This is a genomic window from Selenomonas sp. oral taxon 126 (assembly GCF_001683335.1).
In the GTDB taxonomy this organism is placed as follows: Bacteria; Bacillota; Negativicutes; order Selenomonadales; family Selenomonadaceae; genus Centipeda.
In genome coordinates this window covers 2856853-2876564 of sequence record NZ_CP016201.1, presented here as the reverse complement: position 1 = coordinate 2876564, position 19712 = coordinate 2856853, and the positions used below count along the sequence as shown (strand labels likewise).

The 19712-nt window shown below is 57.2% G+C and carries 10 protein-coding genes and 2 riboswitches; all 10 genes read left to right on the top strand.

Annotated elements, in window-relative coordinates:
- Nucleotides 1-72: 72 nt before the first annotated feature.
- Entirely contained in the window at nt 73-1377 is a 1305-nt protein-coding gene (locus tag AXF19_RS13170) for a nitrogenase component 1 (RefSeq protein ID WP_066849889.1), read from the top strand.
- A complete protein-coding gene (locus tag AXF19_RS13165) occupies nt 1370-2647 on the top strand; it encodes a nitrogenase component 1 (RefSeq protein WP_066849887.1) in 1278 nt (425 codons plus the stop codon). The genes AXF19_RS13170 and AXF19_RS13165 overlap by 8 nt, the downstream gene beginning before the upstream one ends.
- Nucleotides 2648-2733: 86 nt before the next feature.
- Nucleotides 2734-3699: an ABC transporter substrate-binding protein gene (locus AXF19_RS13160; protein WP_172837428.1), complete on the top strand. Its 966-nt coding sequence runs from the start codon at nt 2734-2736 to the stop codon at nt 3697-3699.
- A gap of 28 nt (nt 3700-3727) precedes the next feature.
- The gene (locus tag AXF19_RS13155; RefSeq protein ID WP_237141755.1) at nt 3728-4570 is read left to right on the top strand and encodes an ABC transporter ATP-binding protein; all 843 of its coding nucleotides are present in this window, start codon (nt 3728-3730) and stop codon (nt 4568-4570) included.
- Nucleotides 4567-5601, top strand: coding sequence for a FecCD family ABC transporter permease (locus tag AXF19_RS13150; RefSeq protein WP_066849878.1), 1035 nt, complete (start codon nt 4567-4569; stop codon nt 5599-5601). Before AXF19_RS13155 ends, AXF19_RS13150 begins: the two co-directional genes overlap by 4 nt.
- Nucleotides 5602-6366, top strand: a complete 765-nt coding sequence (locus AXF19_RS13145; protein WP_084784841.1) for an energy transducer TonB — start codon at nt 5602-5604, stop codon at nt 6364-6366.
- Between the two features lie 29 nt (nt 6367-6395).
- Nucleotides 6396-8399, top strand: coding sequence for a TonB-dependent receptor plug domain-containing protein (locus tag AXF19_RS13140; protein ID WP_066849875.1), 2004 nt, complete (start codon nt 6396-6398; stop codon nt 8397-8399).
- Between the two features lie 90 nt (nt 8400-8489).
- A complete protein-coding gene (locus AXF19_RS13135; RefSeq protein ID WP_066849872.1) occupies nt 8490-9458 on the top strand; it encodes a TIM barrel protein in 969 nt (322 codons plus the stop codon).
- Between the two features lie 96 nt (nt 9459-9554).
- Nucleotides 9555-9762: riboswitch (cobalamin riboswitch) on the top strand.
- 228 nt (nt 9763-9990) lie between these two features.
- Complete coding sequence (locus AXF19_RS13130; protein ID WP_066849870.1) at nt 9991-11928, top strand: TonB-dependent receptor plug domain-containing protein; 1938 nt, start codon at nt 9991-9993, stop codon at nt 11926-11928.
- Nucleotides 11929-11964: 36 nt separating this feature from the next.
- Nucleotides 11965-12137: riboswitch (cobalamin riboswitch) on the top strand.
- Nucleotides 12138-12366: 229 nt separating this feature from the next.
- Nucleotides 12367-19712, top strand: a 7346-nt coding sequence (locus tag AXF19_RS14470) for a proline-rich domain-containing protein (RefSeq protein WP_172837334.1), incomplete at its 3' end; no start/stop codon positions are given.

Here is a 19712-nt window from a genome sequence, read left to right as displayed (position 1 = left end):
TCGATACGAATGAGATGCTGACCGTGCCGACGCCGATGGTGTTCGAGGAGCTCGAGGAACTGGTGGAGCGCTATGGGAATTGAAGTAAAGCGCGTCGGCATACGCCGCACGAACTGCAGCTGCAGCATGCCGGGCGTCTGGCGCGCGCTGTCCTTTGTGCGCGGCGCTGTCGTCATCTTTCACAGTCCGCGCCCCTGTGCGCACATTGCGCACGGCATGGACGTGAGCAGCTTTCACCGCCTGACTGCGGCGGGGACATCCGTGCGCCTCTCGCCTGTGCCGCTCCTGACGAGCGGACTCGGGGAGAGCGAGGCGATCTTCGGCGGGGAGGAGCGGCTGCGCGAATGCATCCGCTTTGCCGTGGACAAGTATCATCCACAGGCTGTCTTTATCGCAAACTCCTGCGTCAGCGGCGTGATCGGCGATGATACGAAGGCGATTGCCGAGGAGATGGAGGCGGAGCTCGGGCTGCCCATCACGGCGGTGTCGGCGCACGGCTTCCTCGACGGCGAATACTATGCGGGCTATCTCGATGCCGCGCGGGCGCTTGTCGACCGCTTTATGCAGCCCACCGAGCGCAGGGAGGGCACGGTTGTCCTGCTCGGCGACTGCGGCGGCATGCACGGGGAGCATGCGCGCGAGCTGCGGCGGTTGCTTTCGCTGCTCGACCTGCGCGTCACGGCGCAGTTCCCGTCCTATCTCAGCCTCGATGAGATGCAGGCGGTGCCGGAGGCGGAGCTTATCATTCTGCTCGGGCGGCGCATGGACGACGAGAAGCAGGCGCAGCTCATTGAACTTGCTGCGCATATGAAGGAGCGCTTCGGCACGCCGTATCTCGCCGATGTCTATGCGGTCGGCGCAGAGGAGACGAAGCTCTGGCTGCGGCGTGTCGGAGAGCTCTGCGGGCGCACGGAGGAGGCGGAGCGTGCGATTGCAGCAGAGGAGGCGTCCTTTGCCGCTGCTGTGGAGAAGGCGCGTGCCGATCTTGCGGGGCGCAGCTGTGCACTGGCGATTGGGCGCGATCTCAGCTGGTTTCAGCCCGAGATCATCCTGCGTCTCCTTGGCAAGGCGGGCATTCTCCTCAGCGGTGTCGTTCTGCTCGACTGCTTCCTGCCCGAGCGGCGCGCCGTGATGGAGGAGGAAGTGCGCCGGCTGACGGATGCACCTGTCTTTTACGAGGGAGATGCGGGGGCGGACGAGCTGCTGCATGGGGCGGACTTTGTCCTCACGACGCATGAGCTCGTCGATGCAAAGCTGCGCCAGCTCTTCCTCGCGCTCCTGCCATCGGTCGGCTGGTCGATGGAGCGGCGGCTGCTGGACGATATGCGGCAGATACTGCACCGACACGAGAGCAGGGGAGGGCTGATCTATGGGTGAGCGGGAAAAATCCTTCGACGATGTCTGCATGTATACCGACACCTGTGCGCTCGCGGGTGCGTCGGCGTTCTTCGCGGGGATCCGAGATGCCGTCATTGTGGTCAACGGCCCTCTCTGGTGCTATTACTTTGCCATGCGGCACATTGAGCACAGTCAGAGTACGATCTCGCATCGCATGGTCTGCACGCAGCTCGACAATGACGCAATTGTATTCGGCGCGGAGGAGTATCTGCAGGAGGCGCTTGCACCGTATGTGGAGCAGCCGCCCGCCCTGCTCGCAATCGTGAGCAGCTGTGCGGCGGGGCTGATCGGCGACGACATCGAGGCGATTGCGCGCGGGGCGGGGCTCTCCTGTCCGATCATTGCACTTGACAGCAGCGGGCTTGTCGGGAGTTTTGCCGATGGCTGGGACAAAGCGGCGCGTGCGACGCTTCAGACGCTGCCTTTGGAGCGTACTGCGGCACAATCTCATGCAGTCAATCTGATCGGGATGACGGACGCCTACTACAACGGCGCGAACGATGCGCGTGAGCTCGTGCGCATTCTTGAGACGGCAGGCTATGCGGTGAACGCCGTCCTCGGCAATGATATGACGGCTGCGGACATTCCGCATCTCACACAGGCGGCGCTGAACATTGTTGTGCACGGAGAACTGGGGCGCGGCAGCGGGCAGCTGCTCGAAGAACCGTACGGAATGCCCTATGTTGCGCCGCTCCCGCCCTATGGACGCGCGGGCACGCGGCGGTGGATGCAGGAGATCGCGCACGCACTGCCGCCTCCGCATGGCGATGCAGCGGAGGTGGAGATCGAGCGCGTTACACGCGAGGACTTCCTGCGCATCAACGAGTGCAAGATGCTCTGGGGCGAGCTCCGCTATGACACGGCGGTCATCCGTGCGCCCGCATCTACGGCGTGGGGGCTTGCGCATGCCCTGCGTACGGAGTGGGCGGACATCTGCCATCTCGCCGTTGTGGCAGAGGCGGAGAGTGCGCAGGACGCTGCCCGTATTGCAGATGAAATTCCGGGGGAGACGGATGCCCTGCGCATACAGGCGTTGCTCGACGGTATGGAGAATGGACTTCTCCTCGGCAGCAGCAACGAGTCCGCACACATCCGGCCGCAGCACGCGCAGTATCTTCCCGTCGCCTATCCCGTACAGGACTTCCTGCATCTGACAGACAGTCCTTTCATGGGGCTGCGCGGCGCACGTCATATCGAAGAGCAGCTGTGGAACGGAAATATTTTGCGCCGAAAGATTATACTTTCGTAGAAATGCTCTCATGCAATCTTTTTGTGGTATAATTCACAAGTAATCAATCAGGAAGGGAAGGGGATATTTTGCTTCAAAAAAGAATTATGTTGCTCCTCCTCTGCGTGTTCTGCGCCGTCCTTACCGCCTGTGGCACACCGAATGCCGCAGAGGAAAAGCCTGCGGCGTACACGGTCACGGACATCGAGGGCACCGAGGTCGCCTTCCCTGAGCCGCCGAAGCGTATCATTACGCTCTCGATGAGCACGGACGAGACGATGCTCGGCATCGTTGAGCCGAGCCGCATAGCGGCGGTCAACAGCCTCCTCGATGACCCCGTGAGCTCGAATGTGACGGGACTCGTCAAGGGCATCCCGCAGCGCATTGGCAATCCGACCGTGGAGGAGATCATAGCGCTGCAGCCTGATCTCGTCGTCGTTCCGGACTGGGGCGACCTCACAATGGTGCCGTCTCTGCGCGAGGCGGGGCTGAGGGTCGTTGTCTGCAAGGGCGCACGGAATCTTGCGGAGATCCGCGACACAATCGACCTCCTCGCGGCAGCGGCGGGCGTGCCGGAGCGCGGGGCGAAGCTGCGCGCGATGATGGATGCAAAGCTCGCGGAGATTCAGGAAAAAGTGGCAAAGATTCCGCAGACAGAGCGTAAGCGCGTCGTTCTCATCTCGCTCATGGGCGGCTACGGCGGGCTTGGCAGCAGCTTCGATGAGGCGTGTCGCTATGCGGGCGTCATCAACGGACGCGCGGAGCTGGGCATCCGTGATTTTCAGGTGATGACGAAGGAACAGCTCGTGCAGATTGATCCCGACATCCTCTTTTTGCCGACGTACAACGACCACGGGAACTATGACGTTGCGGCATTCCGCAGGGACTATCTGGACGACCCGTCCCTGCAGACGATGAAGGCAATCCGCAATCAGGCATTTGAGGAGCCGTTCGAGGGCTATCTCTACAACTGCTCGCAGGACTTCGTCTTCGGCGTGCAGGAGATCGCCTACCGCGTCTACGGCGATGCATTCAAGCAGCCCGAGGATGAGCATCTTTCGGCAGTCGAGTGATGAAGAGGGGAGGCACCATTTGAACGAAATGATCCGCGCGGAAGCACTCTATGCGGGCTACAACGGGAACGTCATCCTCGCAGATGTGTCGTTCAGCGTGCGCGCAGGTGAAATGGTCGGGCTGATCGGGCCGAACGGCGCGGGCAAGAGTACGCTGCTCAAGACGCTGCGCGGCATTCTCCCGCAGCTCTCCGGCACAGCCCTCCTGATGGGCGAGAATATCGAGGCGCTCGATGCGAAGGCGTTCGCGCGGCGTGCGGCATATTTGCAGCAGCATGTGGAGATGACTTTCGACTATACGGCGCGCGACATTGTGCTTGCGGGGCGCTATCCCTATCTCTCGTGGTGGCGGCAGGAAAAGGCGGACGACCTTGCGATTGCCGAGGCATGTATGGCGTATACGGGTGTTCTGGAGCTTGCGGAAAAGCCCCTGCACGCCATGTCGGGGGGACAGCGGCAGCGCGTTCTGCTCGCAAAGGTGCTCGCACAGCAGACGCCTGTGCTCTTCCTCGACGAGCCTGCAACGGGGCTGGACATCATCTATCAGGAGGAGATCTTTCGGTTCTGCCGCGAGCTCTGTGCGGCGGGCAAGACCGTTCTGCTCGTTGCGCATGAGCTGAGTCTCGCCGCGCGCTTCTGCTCGCGCCTCCTCCTCATCGGGCGCGGGACGCTTCTCGCGGACGGTACGCCGCAGGCGGTGCTGACGGATGAACTCCTGACGCGCGCGTACGGCGCGCCCGTGCGTGTGGTGGAGAACCCCATGACCCATCACGCGGAGGTCTATACGGAGGCAGAGGAGGGCGGAGCGGAGAAGGAGCAGCTGCTCTCGGTGATTCTTGGCTCTGCGGATGGGAGGGGGGCGTTGCAGTGAAACGAATCTACGGCACACGGCTCTTCCTCTGTGCGCTTGTCGGCGCGCTCCTCTTTGCCGTCGTGCTCTCCATGAGCTCGGGGCAGTACGACATCCCGATGGAGGCGGTCATCGCCTCCTTTGCCCATGCGGCAGGGCTGCCGATTCTCACGGATGTCGTTGTAACGCCCGAACAGGAGGCGGTGCTCTGGCACATCCGTCTGCCGCGCACGCTCGTCGGCATGATGGTCGGTGCGGGGCTCGGCGTCTCGGGCGCCGTCCTGCAGGGGATCTTCAGCAACCCGCTCGCCGATCCCGGCATCATCGGCGTGTCGAGCGGCGCCTCGGTCGGTGCCGTGCTCGCAATCGGCATCGGGGTGACGGCAGGTAGCGTCCTCTCTCTGCCCGCCTTTGCCTTTGCGGGCTCCATGCTCGCGGTAAGCCTCACCGTGTCCCTGTCGATGCGGCACGGGCGCATTCCCGTCATGACACTCCTGCTCTCGGGCGTCGTTGTGGGTATGTTTCTCGCCGCATGTACGGCGGCGATCCTCACGGTGATGAACGAGCAGAAGATGCAGCAGTATCTCTTCTGGACGATCGGCGGTCTCGACTATCGCCGCTGGGATCACGTCCTGCTCGGCATCGGGCCGATCGGCATCGGTGCAGCCGTTATGGTGCTCCTCGCGCGTCATCTCAATCTGCTCGCATTCGGCGAGGTGGAGGCGCGTGCGGCGGGCATGCCTGTGACTGCGTTCCGACTGCTCTTCCTCGTGCTTGCCTCGCTCACAACGGCGGCGGGCGTCTGCATCAGCGGCAACATCGGCTTTGTGGGACTCGTCGTGCCGCATATGATGCGGCTCGTCATCGGCCCCGATCATCGGAGGCTTCTCCCTGCAAGCATGTTGGCGGGGGCGGTATTCCTCGTGCTCTGCGACTCTCTGGGGCGCATCCTGCTCCCTGGCATGGAGATCCGCGTCGGCATTATGACCGCATTCATCGGCACGCCGTACTTTCTCTATCTACTGCGCAGACATATGAAGGCGACGGTCTGAATGGAAGAGAATATGATCGAAAACTACGAACAGAGGAAGGCGTTCGGACTCTCCCTCGGGCTGCATTTCGTGCTCTTCCTGCTCGCGGCTGCAATGGGGCTCTTCTCCGCTGCAGCGCCCACTGCGGTGCAGCATCCGCCGATTGATGTATTCCTCTATGATGGGGGCGGGAATGCGGGCTCTGCGGCGAGCGATGCTCCCGCACCCGCCGCACCTGCCGTGAGCTTCCCCGATGACATTGTCTTGGAGGATAAAACTGTCGTGCAGGAGGAGCGGCAGGAACAGCGTCCCGTGCAGAACACATCGCGCACAGTGCAGAGCAGGGCGCCGGCTGCATCGACAGGTCAGGCAGCTGCGGAAAGCAATGGCGGCGGAGGCAGTACTCCCGTCGTCGGTGCGGGCAGTGCCGCCGGTGTGGGCAGTGCTTCCGGCGCGGACACAGGCGGCGGTGACGTCGGAGATGGTGGGGACGACTCCGGGCTTGCTGCCGAGCCGCCAAAGGAACGCGTTGAGGCGAGCCTGCGCGCAGAGGCACGGCCGGAGTATCCGCAGGAACTCATCGACGATGATGTCGAGGGCTCGGTCACAATCAATATCCTCGTGGCGGCGGACGGCGCTGTGGAGGATGTCTCTGTTACATCGTCGTCGGGTTTCCGCGCGATGGATCGCGCGGCAATCGCTGCAGGATGGCGATTCCAATTCAATCCGGGGGATAATGGCCGGCGAGGTATCTGGACAAAGACCTTCCGCTTTCAGTTGAATTAATTTATGGTTTTCAGTGAAGGAGAATAAATATGAAGATGTGGAACAAAAGATTTCTTGCAGCCGCTATTGCGCTCTCTGCGATGACGGGACAGGTTTATGCGGCACAGTCGGAGATGGAGGGTGATGAGCTGATGCCGACCTACTCGCTCGGCGAGGTCGTTGTGACGGCGACACGCACGCAGAAGCGGGATGTCGATGTGCCTGCTGCAACGACGGTCATTACGGCGGAGGAGATCAAGGACAGCGGGGCGGCGAGTGTATCGGATGTCCTGCAAAAGGTGAACGGATTTACCTACAAAGCCTTCGGACCTGCCGGCGCGGCACAGGGCGTGATGACGAATGAGGTGAACCTGCGCGGATTTCGGGGAGGTACGCTTATTCTGATGAATGGGAATCCGATTTCGTGGCGCGGCAAATACAACCTTGATGCCATCCCCGCGAGCAGCATCGAGCGCATCGAGATCGTCAAGGGAGGCTCCTCTGTGCTCTACGGCAGTGAGGCGATGGTCGGCGTGATCAATATCATCACGAAGAAGCGGATGGAGAACGCAGTTCATGTGGGCTTCGGCAACTATGGACAGCGCAGCTACGGCGTGAGTGTCGGAGATGAGCGTTTCGGTCTCTATTACAATTTTGATAAATTTGGCCGCAGGGACGGCCTCTACTATGATGAAGTGGCGAGGAAAGATAAGAAGAAGCAGACGTTCCAAGGGGAGCAGCGCACAGACATTCACGACATCAAACAGGAAAGTGTGGGCTTGACCTATCAGGTGAACCCGCGCCTCGACTTTCTCCTAAGCTATTATAAAAATGAGGTGCGCTACACACGCACATTTACACAGGTCGATCTCAGCACGGCGGGGATCAAGGCAGGAGATCCGTATAATGCGCGTAAATATACAACCGATCGTTATACGACGCAGTTAAACTATAAGGATCGGGACTGGAAGGGCAGCCTGTACTTCAACACAGGCACAGCAGAGGGCATTGGCACTACCTATATCTCCACACCGGGCCAGAAAACATCGACAGCATACAATACCAGTGAGAAAAACAGCTCGCTCGGCATGGATGTGCAGCGGACGTGGCGCATCGGGGATAAATCCACTGCGATTGCGGGCATCAAAGGGGAACATGAGATTTATGATGTGACGCAGGCAGAGGGGTTGAATAAAACAGGACGTTTTATGCGCAACAACTGGGGCGCATACGGGCAGTGGGAGCAGCGTTTCGATGAGAAAAATACAGGTATCTTCGGTCTGCGCGAGACATGGACAACGGGGGCTACACGGGGACAGAACTACAGCAACCTCAGTGCATCGGCACAGTGGCTGCACAAGCTCGACCGTGACACCAGCATCTATCTGAACATCAGTCAGTCCTTTGAGATGCCGACCTTCTCCCAGATGTACCCCAAAAATGACAGCCAAATAGCTGCGCCGGATCTGAGACCCCAGAAGGGCCTCAACTATGAAATCGGATGGAAGGCGAATTATGGCGGACACACATGGAAAGCGGCGCTTTTCCATGTCGATATCAAGGATAATATCACGGCAACCGCGTCAAAGAAGGCCGGCGTAATATCTTATATCTATGAGAACGAGGATTTCCGCAATACGGGGATCGAGGTGTCCGATGAGATTCGCGGAAAGGATGGTTTCTCTTACAACTGGGGCGTGACATGGCAGAATCCACAGTCGAACAGCTCCAAACGACAGGGCGGTTGGTATCGTACCTTTGGCAAGGTGCAGCTTACGGGTGGCATAACCTACCGAAAAGACAAGTGGAACTCGTCCCTTTCCGCATCCTATCTGGCAAGTCGTGTGATTCTTCCGTCGGGAGATACGCCGGTTCCGGTCAAGCCCTATCTGCTCACAACGTGGAACACGACGTATGCGCCTGATGAGAATAGCGAGATCAGTCTGCGCATTGATAATGTGCTCAACCGCGATGACTCGACGATGCACAGCAGCAGCAACCGCTATCACAGCGCCCCGATCAACTACCTCCTAAGCTATAACTATAAATTCTAAAGAACAATAGTTTTGTTTACAGAATATGAGGATAATGTTAAAATATTAGCATCATCCTCATATTTTAACTATTGTAGAAATGGGTGCCCTATGCTTGAATTGACAAATCTCTCCAACGCAGACTGCGATGTGGAGAACCTGCTTCAAAATAATGCAGAGACGCTCCCTGCCATCCTACGCGAACACGGGCTGGACGGCATCGAGTTCATGCGCTGTGCTCCCTGGGATCGCAGGATGTACCCCGAGGAACTCATTAAGGGCGTGCATCTCATGTTCTGGCCGACGTGGCTGGATTTTTGGCGCGGGGATCGCGCGGCGCTCATGGCGGAACTCGGCAGCGAGAAGAACATTCGTGCCTACTATGGCTCTCTGGATGTTGCCGATTGGGTGGAGGCGTGGAAGCAAAATCTGCGGCAGGCGGCAGAATGCAAGCCGCACTATCTTGTCTTCCACGTCGCCCACAATCGCACATCGGAGATGTATACGCGGGAATTTTCTGCATCGGATGAGGATGTCATTCGCGCGACAATCGAGCTCGTCAATGAGCTTGTTCCCGAAATCCCGCAGGGATGCAGGCTGCTCTTCGAAAATCTCTGGTGGCCGGGGTTAACCTTCCGTCAGCCGCACCTTGCCGCGATGCTGCTCGAGCAGGTGAACTATGCCGATACGGGCTTTATGCTGGATACAGGGCATCTGATGAATACGAACCTCAATCTGAAGAGTGAGGCGGAGGGGGCTGCGTATGTGTTGAAGGTCTACCGTGAGCTTGGCGAGGTGGGCAGGCGCATCTATGGCGTTCATCTGCACCAATCACTCTCCGGAATGTATACACGCGAGATGATGCGCCGCCATCAAGGAACGCATCGCTCCCTCAGTTGGAGAGAGGGGATGGACTATGTCCTGCACGTGGATCGGCATGAGCCGTTTCGGACAGACGCGGCGCGGTGGATTTTGGACACCATTCAGCCGGATTATTTTGTCCATGAGTTTTTGCAGCGCTCACGTGCGGACTGGGAGTCCAAATTACGTACGCAGCGCTATGCTTTGGGATTTTTATAGCGCGTTTTATATAAAAAATAATCTTTTCAGTATATTCTCTGCTTGACAAGCATATAATTCAATGCTATTCTTTCATTCATAGAACTTTAGAAAACTGAATATTCTATTGGATCAGGTGTCGAAAGACTCAATAGAGAATCCGGTATATGCCGGAGCGGTCCCGCCACTGTAACAGCGAGCAAACCTGCAGGAACACGATGCGTAAATCAGTGCTTCCGAATTGTCACTGGGGATGAATCTCCCGGGAAGACGCAGGCGAGCGATGAACTGAAGCCAGGAGAACTGCCTGATTGACAATCACTGTTATTACCTGCGAGTGATGGGGAAGGGATTTGGCTATTGTTTCTTTTTCATGACTGAATTGTGCCCTCTTCCTGTAATGCAGGAAGAGGGCATTTGTTCATATTTATTCATATGTAAAAGTGTGACTATTAGATATGTTTTCTATCCACAGACACAGATCGCTTTGTGGTATAGATAAGGGAAACTGCCCTGTGGCAGGAAGGTTTTTGATTTTAGGAGGAGATTCAGAATGAAGCAGTTGCGTTCCGGGAAAAAGCTCCGCATGACTGTGGCGGCAGCACTTACCCTTGGAGCAATGTCCGTGGGGGGGGGGCAAGTGTTTGCAGCAGATGAAGATGCTGCTGCAAATGAGCATTCGCTTGGAGAGACTGTTGTCACTGCAACGCGCACGCCGAACAAGGAACTGAAGGCAGATGCGAATATCACGGTGATTACAGGCAGAGACATCGAGCGTCGTCACTATACCGATCTCACACAGGTACTGCGCGATGTGCCGGGTGTTACTGTCAATCAGTATGCGCCGGCGGGATATAACAACAGCACAAAGTTCTATATCAATGGTTCAGAGGATGTTGTTCTTCTCATTGACGGCGTACGGCAGAATTATGCAGGGGGCTTTGCCGCATCTCTCACATCCGCGATGAAGGATCTCAGCGGTATTGAGCGCATTGAGGTGCTGCATGGCTCGGCATCGACGCTTTACGGTTCGGATGCAAAGGGCGGCGTCATCAACATCATCACGAAGAAGGCTGATCGCCTAAAGACAACAGTGGAAGCTGCCTATGGCAGCTATGGTCGTCAGCTCTACAGTGTGGCGAACGAGGGCGCTGCGAACGGCTGGGATTGGCGCGTTAAGTACCAGAAGGATAAGAGCAGCGACTTCAAGGATGCACATGGCAACAAGGTGCCATCCGAGCTCGATGCCGACTCGGTCAGTCTGCATTTCGGTAAGGATCTCAGCAAGGCGTCCTATCTGAGCCTCAACTTCCGCTCCTACAAGGACTCGGATCGCTATCAGGCGCTCTATGAGAATCAGCAGGGGCTTCCTATCAATCGTGGGAATTATGACTATTCCGAGGGCAGTCTGATCTGGAATGTGCAGATTGACGACACAACGAAGAATCAGATGAGCATTTCACAGAGTAAATACTCATATGACATTACTACTCATAGTTTCGATTGGTTGACACATTTGCCTGTAGCATCTTTTTATGATTTTGAAGTTCAGACATGGCGATTCAGCGACCAGTTCGACAAGCAGCTTGGCGATCACCTATTGACCACAGGATTTGAGTTTACGAAGGACGATACGACGATCAAGAACGGTGGACGTGCCAGCATTGATGACCGCACGCTTTTGAACCGTTCCTTCTATTTGCAGGATCAGTGGAGCATTCTGCCCTCACTGAAGCTCACGGCGGGCATTCGCCATGACAGCAACTCTGCGTTCGGCAGCCACAACAGCCCGAGCGTCAGTCTCGGCTACGACATCGACCCGATGACGCACGCCTATGTTTCCTATAGCGAGTACTTTATCACGCCGACGCCGAATCAGCTCTATGCGCCGACATATGGAAATGCAAATCTAAAACCTGAGTCGGGCAACACCAAGGAGATCGGCATTGCGCATGATTTTGGCAGAGGGCTGAGCCTTACGGCGAGCTATTTCAAGCGTCACTCGAAGGATCGCATCGGTTATCATCCTGTCACGTATCAAAACATCAATGTCGGAGATGAGGACGCGCATGGCTGGTCGCTGCAATTCGCAAAACGCATTGATTCGCATCTGCGGGCGCGCCTTGGCTATACACAGACACATGTTGGAAAGACGGCGCAGCGTGGCGTGAATGTTGACGGTTATCTGCCATCAGATCAGTGGAACATCGGTGTGGACTACCGCAACCGTGACTTCGACTCCTCTCTCCTTGCGCGCGGCCTTGTCGGACGGTCGGGTCCTGTGAGCGGTGCGTTTCCAACGGATAATTACTGGGTCTTTGATTTGGCGATGAACTATCAAGTCGCCGATACGACGAAGGTCTATCTAAAGGTCAACAATATCTTCAATCAGTTCTATGCCGAACATTCTAATGTGAAGTGGGGTTCTGCAGGTCAGTGGTGGACAGCGCCCGGACGCAACTTTATGATCGGCGTGGAGCAGAGCTTCTAATCAGGGGCTTTCATTATCCGCTCCAAAGAGTTTTAGACAATTTCATATACGGGAAATAGAAGCCGCAAGGCTGCGTGTGGGGAATCCGGTGTGAATCCGGAGCTGTTCCGCAACTGTATGGGGAGTCCTGCCATCGTACGTCTCTCACAAAGAGATGGGAGGATGATGAACTAAGTCAGAGTGCCACCTGTTTCCTTGGTTTTGCGTCACTTGCGCGATACAAGATGATGCAGCTGGAATGTGTGTCAGGATGACATCGTTATCTTTGCACAGATTTTAGGTGCTCTTTTGTGTCGCGTTTTTAATGCTCGGAAGGAGTGAGAACAGAGTGCTGCACAGAAAGCTGGTTGGCTTTTAGGGAATCGCTGATTACGGCGATTTGCTTGACAGATGCAGATGGCGTGCCCGTCTGCATGACACGAAAGGAGATTATTCGACATGAAGAACACAGCGCGTACGAGGCGGTTGGCGCTCGGGATCGCCGCAGCCCTGCTCGCCGGTGCATGGCAGGTGCCGGCGTGGGCAGCGGATCGAGGCCCGATCAGAGAAGATACGACGCTGACCGAAGATACGCAGGTCAAGGCGAATAAGAGTAATCTGGGACTGGCTACCGGCGCTGTCCAAGCCGATGGGATGCGTACGATTGATATGGCAGGGCATAACCTCGGTCTTGATATACGTACACTAAAGAGCCATGACAAGCGTGCGTCCGGCATCTATATCCGCAGCAATGCCTCACTCACGATCCATAGCAATAAAGACAATCCGTCGGCACCGAATCGTCTCATCACCATTGCTGCACATGGCGAGTGGAAGGATGCCAACCAGCAGGGCGGCGCGACGAGCGGCATCCGCTTCGACGAGTACGCGAAAGGGCCGATGCGGTCGACCATCAATGCGGATGTAGAGATCAAGGAGCTGTGGGCAGGCAGGGAAGCAGCGCGCGGCATCTGGGCACCGGGGCAGGCGACGCTGAACCTCAACGGCACGTTTACGATAAAGCCGGATGCCAATCTCTATCACTACTGGACAGAGGCGAATCTTGGCAACCAGAAATCGCCGAACATCTACGGCATCCATGTCCTCGGCAAGGACAACAACATCAATATCCGCAGCGTGGACATTGACCATCAGAAGATCCAGCGCGGCATTCAGCTCGGCTCGGAGTACGACGATGCGCCGAACAGCATCGTCCGCATCGGCGGCGGCACGTTCAAGGTGGCGGACAACAAGGCGCGTGATCAGTGGCTCATGTGGCTGCGCGGCGCGGGCAAGGTCTATTTCGGTGTCAACGAGGACGGCACGGATGCAGGTACGACAAAGACGGTGCTTGCAGGCTCGATTCATATGGAGGAGAAGAGCGGCAGACAGGGCGAGGTATACCTCGGTCTAAATGGAGTGGATTCCAAGTGGACGGGCGGTACCGAGGCGACGACGAATGGCAGCACGACGCTCTATCTGAAGAATGGTGCGACATGGGATACGTCGAATGGCGGACGCGGCACACGGCTTGCCAAGCTCTCGAGCACGAACGGAAATGAGGGGCATATTTTCCAGAATGATAAGGGAACGCTGACGATCGACGAGTATGAAGGTCGGCAGAAGATCTACTATCAGCATACGGGTGACGGCACCGATGCCTCCCACTATGCGGCGGGCGATACGCACATCAAGAAGGCGGCGGCCGGCTCCTTTGTCACGATGGTGACCGACCGTACGGGTGTTACAACGACCGATCCGAGTGCCGTGCATCGGACGCTGAATGCGCTCGCGGGCAAGCTCTACTACGATGCGGCAAAGAACGGTGAGAATAAACTCACGGGACGGGTCATGCTCGCCGAGGGACTGACCGCATCGTCGGCCTCGCTCAGTGTCGAGAAGATGAACTTCTCTCAGACGGATGGAAAGGGTAGCGCCTCCGGCACGGCGGCAGATCCACTGCCTCCGCTCACACCGGGCGGCAGCGGCACAACCCCGGGTGGCGGCACAACACCACCTGCGCCGCCATCGACGGCACTGGATACCGAGCAGCAGATCGCCGAGGTTGGTGCGGCGAGCGCTGCCCAGAGTGCTCAGTGGAAGTCGCAGAATTATAGCGATGGAAACGGAAACTATACCTTCGACCGGGATGTCGTGCTCCGTGCCAAGACGGGGAGCAGCCCGTTAAAACTGAAAAGATATTTTAGCGGCAATATTCTCCTAAGCTATGAGGCTGCATCCACCGGAATGAACATTGATATGAAAGGGCATAAACTGACCCTTCATACATTGGCAGACAACGGAACAAGAGCTCCGTTTGCCGTTGGTATTGCTGCCATTGGCAACACCATGGAGATCAAGAACGCGGGCGGCGTAGACATCAATATCTCCGGCACCGGTCGTTCGATGGGAGGGATCTATGTTTCGGGAAAAGGCGATACAGTTGGAAAACTCGTCATCTCCAATGACAATAACCCGGATCATGCCGTGAAGATTCGCAATACCACAACAGGCGAAAAATCTCCTGCCATTCGTGCAAAAACGAATGGGCTTGTTGACATCAAGGGACTTGTCGATCTTGAGCAGGAGGGCGACTATCTCCTCGAAGCGGGGGCAGGCGGCGAAATTCGTATCGGCGGCGGACGCATCATCGCCAAGGGCAATACAGGCGGAGCCGTGACCGTTAGTACAGCAGGCAAGGCTTATATCAATGCAGCAGTCGATGGGGATGGCATAAAAGCGACGTCCACAGACCGCGATGTGCAGATGGAAGGAAATGTCACGGCTTATGGGGAGAATGCCGTCTTTGGTGCGGCACTGAATACGGAGCGTTCCTACCTCAAAGGGCTGATCTATACGAATCAGGATACCGACCACCCTGAACGGAGTGCAAACTCGCGTCTGCTTCTTGCGAACGGCGCACGTTGGGAGAATCAGGCGGTAGGCGATCGGCGTGAAAGCGATAATTACGGGAGTCATGTGACACATCTGACGGCACATAATGGCTCGATTTTCCAGAAGGACAGCAGACCGCTGACCATTGACCACTATGCCGGTACGGCAAAGCTCTTCTATGCACATACGGGTGACGGCACCGATGCCTCGCACTATGCGGCGGGCGATACGCATATCAAAAAGGCTGCCGTAGGTTCTTCCATCACGATGGTGACGGATCGACAGAATGTCAATACGGCGAACGAGGAACAGGTCTACAAGACGTTGAACGCCCTGGCAGGCAAGCTCTACTACGATGCCGCAGGCAGCGAGAAGAATCTCAAGGGCAAGGCGATGATCGCCGAGGGATTGACTGCCTCTTCCGCCTCCGTCAATATGCGTGATATTACGTTCAAGGCCAATGGCCAGGGTAGTGTCAAGAAGCCGGAAACACCCCCCACACCACCACCTGCCACCGGCGGCAAGCAGATCGCAGAAGGTGCATGGGAGGGCGCGGCGACGGAGCAGTCGCATTGGGATGCAAAGGGTGTCCGCACGGGTTCCACCTACAATTTCCAAAGCGATCTCTCGCTCGCTCCCAATCTGGCGGACAACCCTGTCAAGGCGCATAATGAATACAGTCGCTATGATTTTGCCGGCATCCTCTGGGGCAAGGACAAAAATGGCAATATCAATATGAATGGACATGCACTCTCTATCGACACCGGCAAGGGCGATGCCCATACGCAGTCCGGTGAGCGGCGCGGAAACGAGTCCACGGGCATTCTCGTGAATGGCGGCACACTCACGATGAAGTCGCTTGGCACGACGACGATCAAGGCGTATGACAACGGTATTCATCTGGTTGGTGACAGCACAAAGGGCAACGCAAATCTCCACATCAAGAATGCGGGCGATACGGCACACACCGTCAAGATCGAGTCGAAAGACAAGGGGATTTACCTTGAGAGCTATAATGGCGCGGCGCGCCTTTCGATCGACGGTATGGTCGATATAACGGCACCGCGCGGCATTGTCGTCGATGGAGGAGAGCTCAGCATCGGCGGCGGCAAGATTGTCTCCAGCGGTGCAGCGGCGCTCTATGTCAACTCGCCGGGCAAGGCATACATCAACGCCAAGCTGGACAGCGATGGCAATGTTGTTCCCATGCACGAGGGGCGTGATGTACAGATCTATGGGGATGTGCAGGTAAAGGCAGGTTCTGCGGCTGCCCATATCGGTCTTGTCACGCCAAACTCTATTTTCAAGGGTCTCTATACAACAGATCTCTATACGTGGCCCCAGAACAACTGGGAACTGGCAAAGGGCGACGGCTATCTCGTCCTCAAGAACGGCGGTACTTGGGAGCATATCAAGTACGGCAACGTCATGCAGGATAAGAACGGGAAAGCAGAGGTGGGCGACAGCCGTGTCAAGCGTCTGAACGCCGATGGCGGCATCATTCGTCAGAAGGATCAGCGCAAGATTCATATTGATGAGTTCCGCGGCAACATGAAGGTCATGTACGAGCATGAGAACGACGGGACGAAAGCTACGGACTACAAGGCGGGCGACGTAACCATCAGCGCGGCGAAGCAGGGCTCTTTCATCACGATGGTGACGGACAACAACCGCATTAACATGGCGAATGAAGCACAGGTCAGAAGTGCGCTGAATGCCTTGGCGGGCAAGCTCTATTACGATGGAGCAACCTCCGGTCTGACCAATCTCAAAGGCAAGGCGATGATCGCCGAGGGGCTGACCTCCTCCTCAGCAGAGTTGAAAACATCCGAGATCGTTTTCAAGAAGGAGAATGGTCAGGGCAGCGTGAAGACGGATACGCCGACACCGCCGCCCGTGCCGCAGCCCGTGGACACGGAGGATCAGATCGCAGAGCTGGGGGCTGCCGGTGCAGCGCAGACGGAGAAGTGGAAGCAGCAGAATCTCAGAGACGATGCTGCGAACTACACCTTCGCCAAGGGCGCTGCACTCCATGCCAAGGCATCGACGAGCCCGTACGCCATCGACGGCACAGTGGGCAATATCCTCTTTGATCGCACCGGTGGCAGCATTGACATGAAGGGGCAGAAGCTGACGCTCACATCGACGGCGGACAGCGATACGAAGCGTGCCGGGGGCATTCATCTCGTGGGCGGCAGCCTTACTGTCAAGAATGCTGGATCGGTAGACATCAGCATCAGCGGCAGCAAGAATGCGGCGAGTGCCATCTATGCGGAAGGCAGCGGCGGCAAGGCGGCAAATCTCGTCATCAAAAATGGAGACGCGCCGGAACATATCGTCAAGATTCGCAATACGGCAGCCGGCGATAAGGCGGCCGCCATCATGGCGAAGAAGAAGGGCGCGGATGCACGCGTCACGATCGAGGGGCTCGTGGACATCGAGCAGGAGGGGGCGGATCTCCTCCATGCCGAGGGCGGAGAGATCCGCATTGGCGGCGGCTCCCTCATCGCGCGTGGTCCCAATGCAAAGGCGGTACAGATTTCCAAGGGGGGCAAGGTCTACATCAACGCGGAAGATGACGGGGATGGTGTAAAGGCAGTCTCCGATACGCGCGATGTGAAGGTGGAAGGCAACATCGTAGTCGGCAACGTGTTTAACGGCGGTACGTTTGGCGCGGCGCTTGCCACGAAGGATTCCTACATCAGGGGGCTCATTGGTACGGCGGGGTATAATGCCAATACGCGACTCTTCCTCGGTAATGGGGCACGGTGGATCAACGAGTCGGTGGGCAGCGGCAGTGATCGGCTCGACGAAAGCCATCTCACGCATTTGAGAGCCAATGGTGGCGCTATCTTCCAGAAATCCAACAAGAACATCACGATTGACAACTTCTCGGGCAGCATGAAGCTCTACTATTCCCATGTGAACGCCGGTACGGAAACGGAGGACTATGGCACGGACAAGGGGCATCTCGACTCGTCCAAGTTCTTCGGCGAGACGCACATCAAACATGCGGCACCGAACTCTGAAATCACCATGGTGACGGACAGCAACGGCATCACGATGTCCGATGAGACACAGGTGCGCAAGGCGCTCAACGCTCTGGCAAGCAAGCTCTACTACGAAGGGGCAAAGGACGGAGAGAAAAATCTCAAGGGCAGGGCATCCATTGCCGAAGGTCTGACAAGCTCCTCACGGACACTGCGCACAGCTGATATGGATTATTGGGAATCCAACGGGCGTGCCTATGTGAAGTCCACGGAGACGAATCCGCTGACGGAGGAGACCGTTCACAAGCAGATCGCCGAATCCAATTTCGATGCGAACGAGACGAAAGCCTACTGGAAGGCGAAGGGCGTCTATGACGGTAAGGGCAACTATACCTTCCGCAAGAACATGAAGCTCATCACCAGTGCGGCGGACAATCCTGTCATCTCGGCAAAGGACAACAAGTTCGGCACGATCTACTGGAACGGCGACGTTGACGGCTCGATCGACATGACCGGTCATCGCCTCGACATTCAGGCGGGTCCCGGTGGTCACGGCCTCCTGCCGGGACAGGGACCGAACGCCGGTTGGGAGCGCACGCCGAATGCCATTACCGTCTACAGCGGAACGCTGCGCATCAAGAATGTCAAGGGTATGACCATCGAGTCTGATCCCAAGGGCAGCCTGTACGGGCGCGGAATCTTCGTCATGGGCTATCCGGGGAACCCCTCTCATCCGAGCGGGCACGGCAAGGCAAAACTCGTTATCGAGAATGACGATGATCCGGCGAATGCCGTCAAAATCCGTGTGAAGAATACGGGTGAGGACTTTGGTGCGATCGAGGCACGCAGGAATGCGGGTAGTGCAGAGGTCGACATCAAGGGGCTGGTTGACATTGACTCGCGGATGTGGCGTGCGATCGAATCGCATGGCGCACGGATCTCAATCGGCGGCGGTATCATCAAGGGGAAGGATGTCGCATCCATTGCCGCCTACTCACGTGGTACGGTATCGGTCAATGCCAAGCTCGAAAACGGCAAGGTCGTTGCTACCTCGAACACGCGTCCTGTGCAGATCACGGGCGACATCAGCGCAGAGGGCGGCGGTCACGTTGTCCTGGGGCTGAACAATAAGAACTCCTTCTTCAAGGGACTGGTATCGACCGACATCAACGGCATTATCGACGGTGTACTGGGCAAATGGGGCTACAACCCCGGCGATGTGTCCATGCTGCTCGCCAATGGCGCTGAATGGGAGCATAAGCAGGTCGGCAGGGGCTACCATCATAAGAGAGAGTCCAACAGTGCCAAGGGTATCTCCATCGACAGCCGCGTCACGCGTCTGCAGGCGGACAAGGGCATCCTCAGGCAGAACGATCCGCACAAGCTGACGATCGACACCTACACCGGTAATATGAAGCTCATCTACCAGCATGTTGGTGACGGTACGAAAGCTGAGGATTACACAGCAGGTGATGTGCACATCAAGAAGGCCGAAGCAAACTCCTATGTTACAATGGTGACGGACAGCAACGGACTCAACCTGACGAATGAAACACAGGTATATAAGGCTCTCAATGCACTTGCTGGAAAGCTCTACTATGACGGTTATAAAAACGGTGAACGGAACCTGAAGGGAGAGGCGACGATCTCCGAGGGGCTGACCGCATCCTCCAAGACGCTCAAAAGGGCTGATATGGACTGGAAGGAATCGAACGGACAGGGCTCTGTAAAGATGCCGAAGCCGCCGGCACCGGGCACTGATCCGAAGCCGCCGGCACCGGGCACTGATCCGAAGCCGCCGGCACCGGGCACTGATCCGAAACCGCCGGCACCGGGCACTGATCCGAAGCCGCCGGCACCGGGCACTGATCCGAAACCGCCGGCACCGGGCACTGATCCGAAGCCGCCGGCACCGGGCAC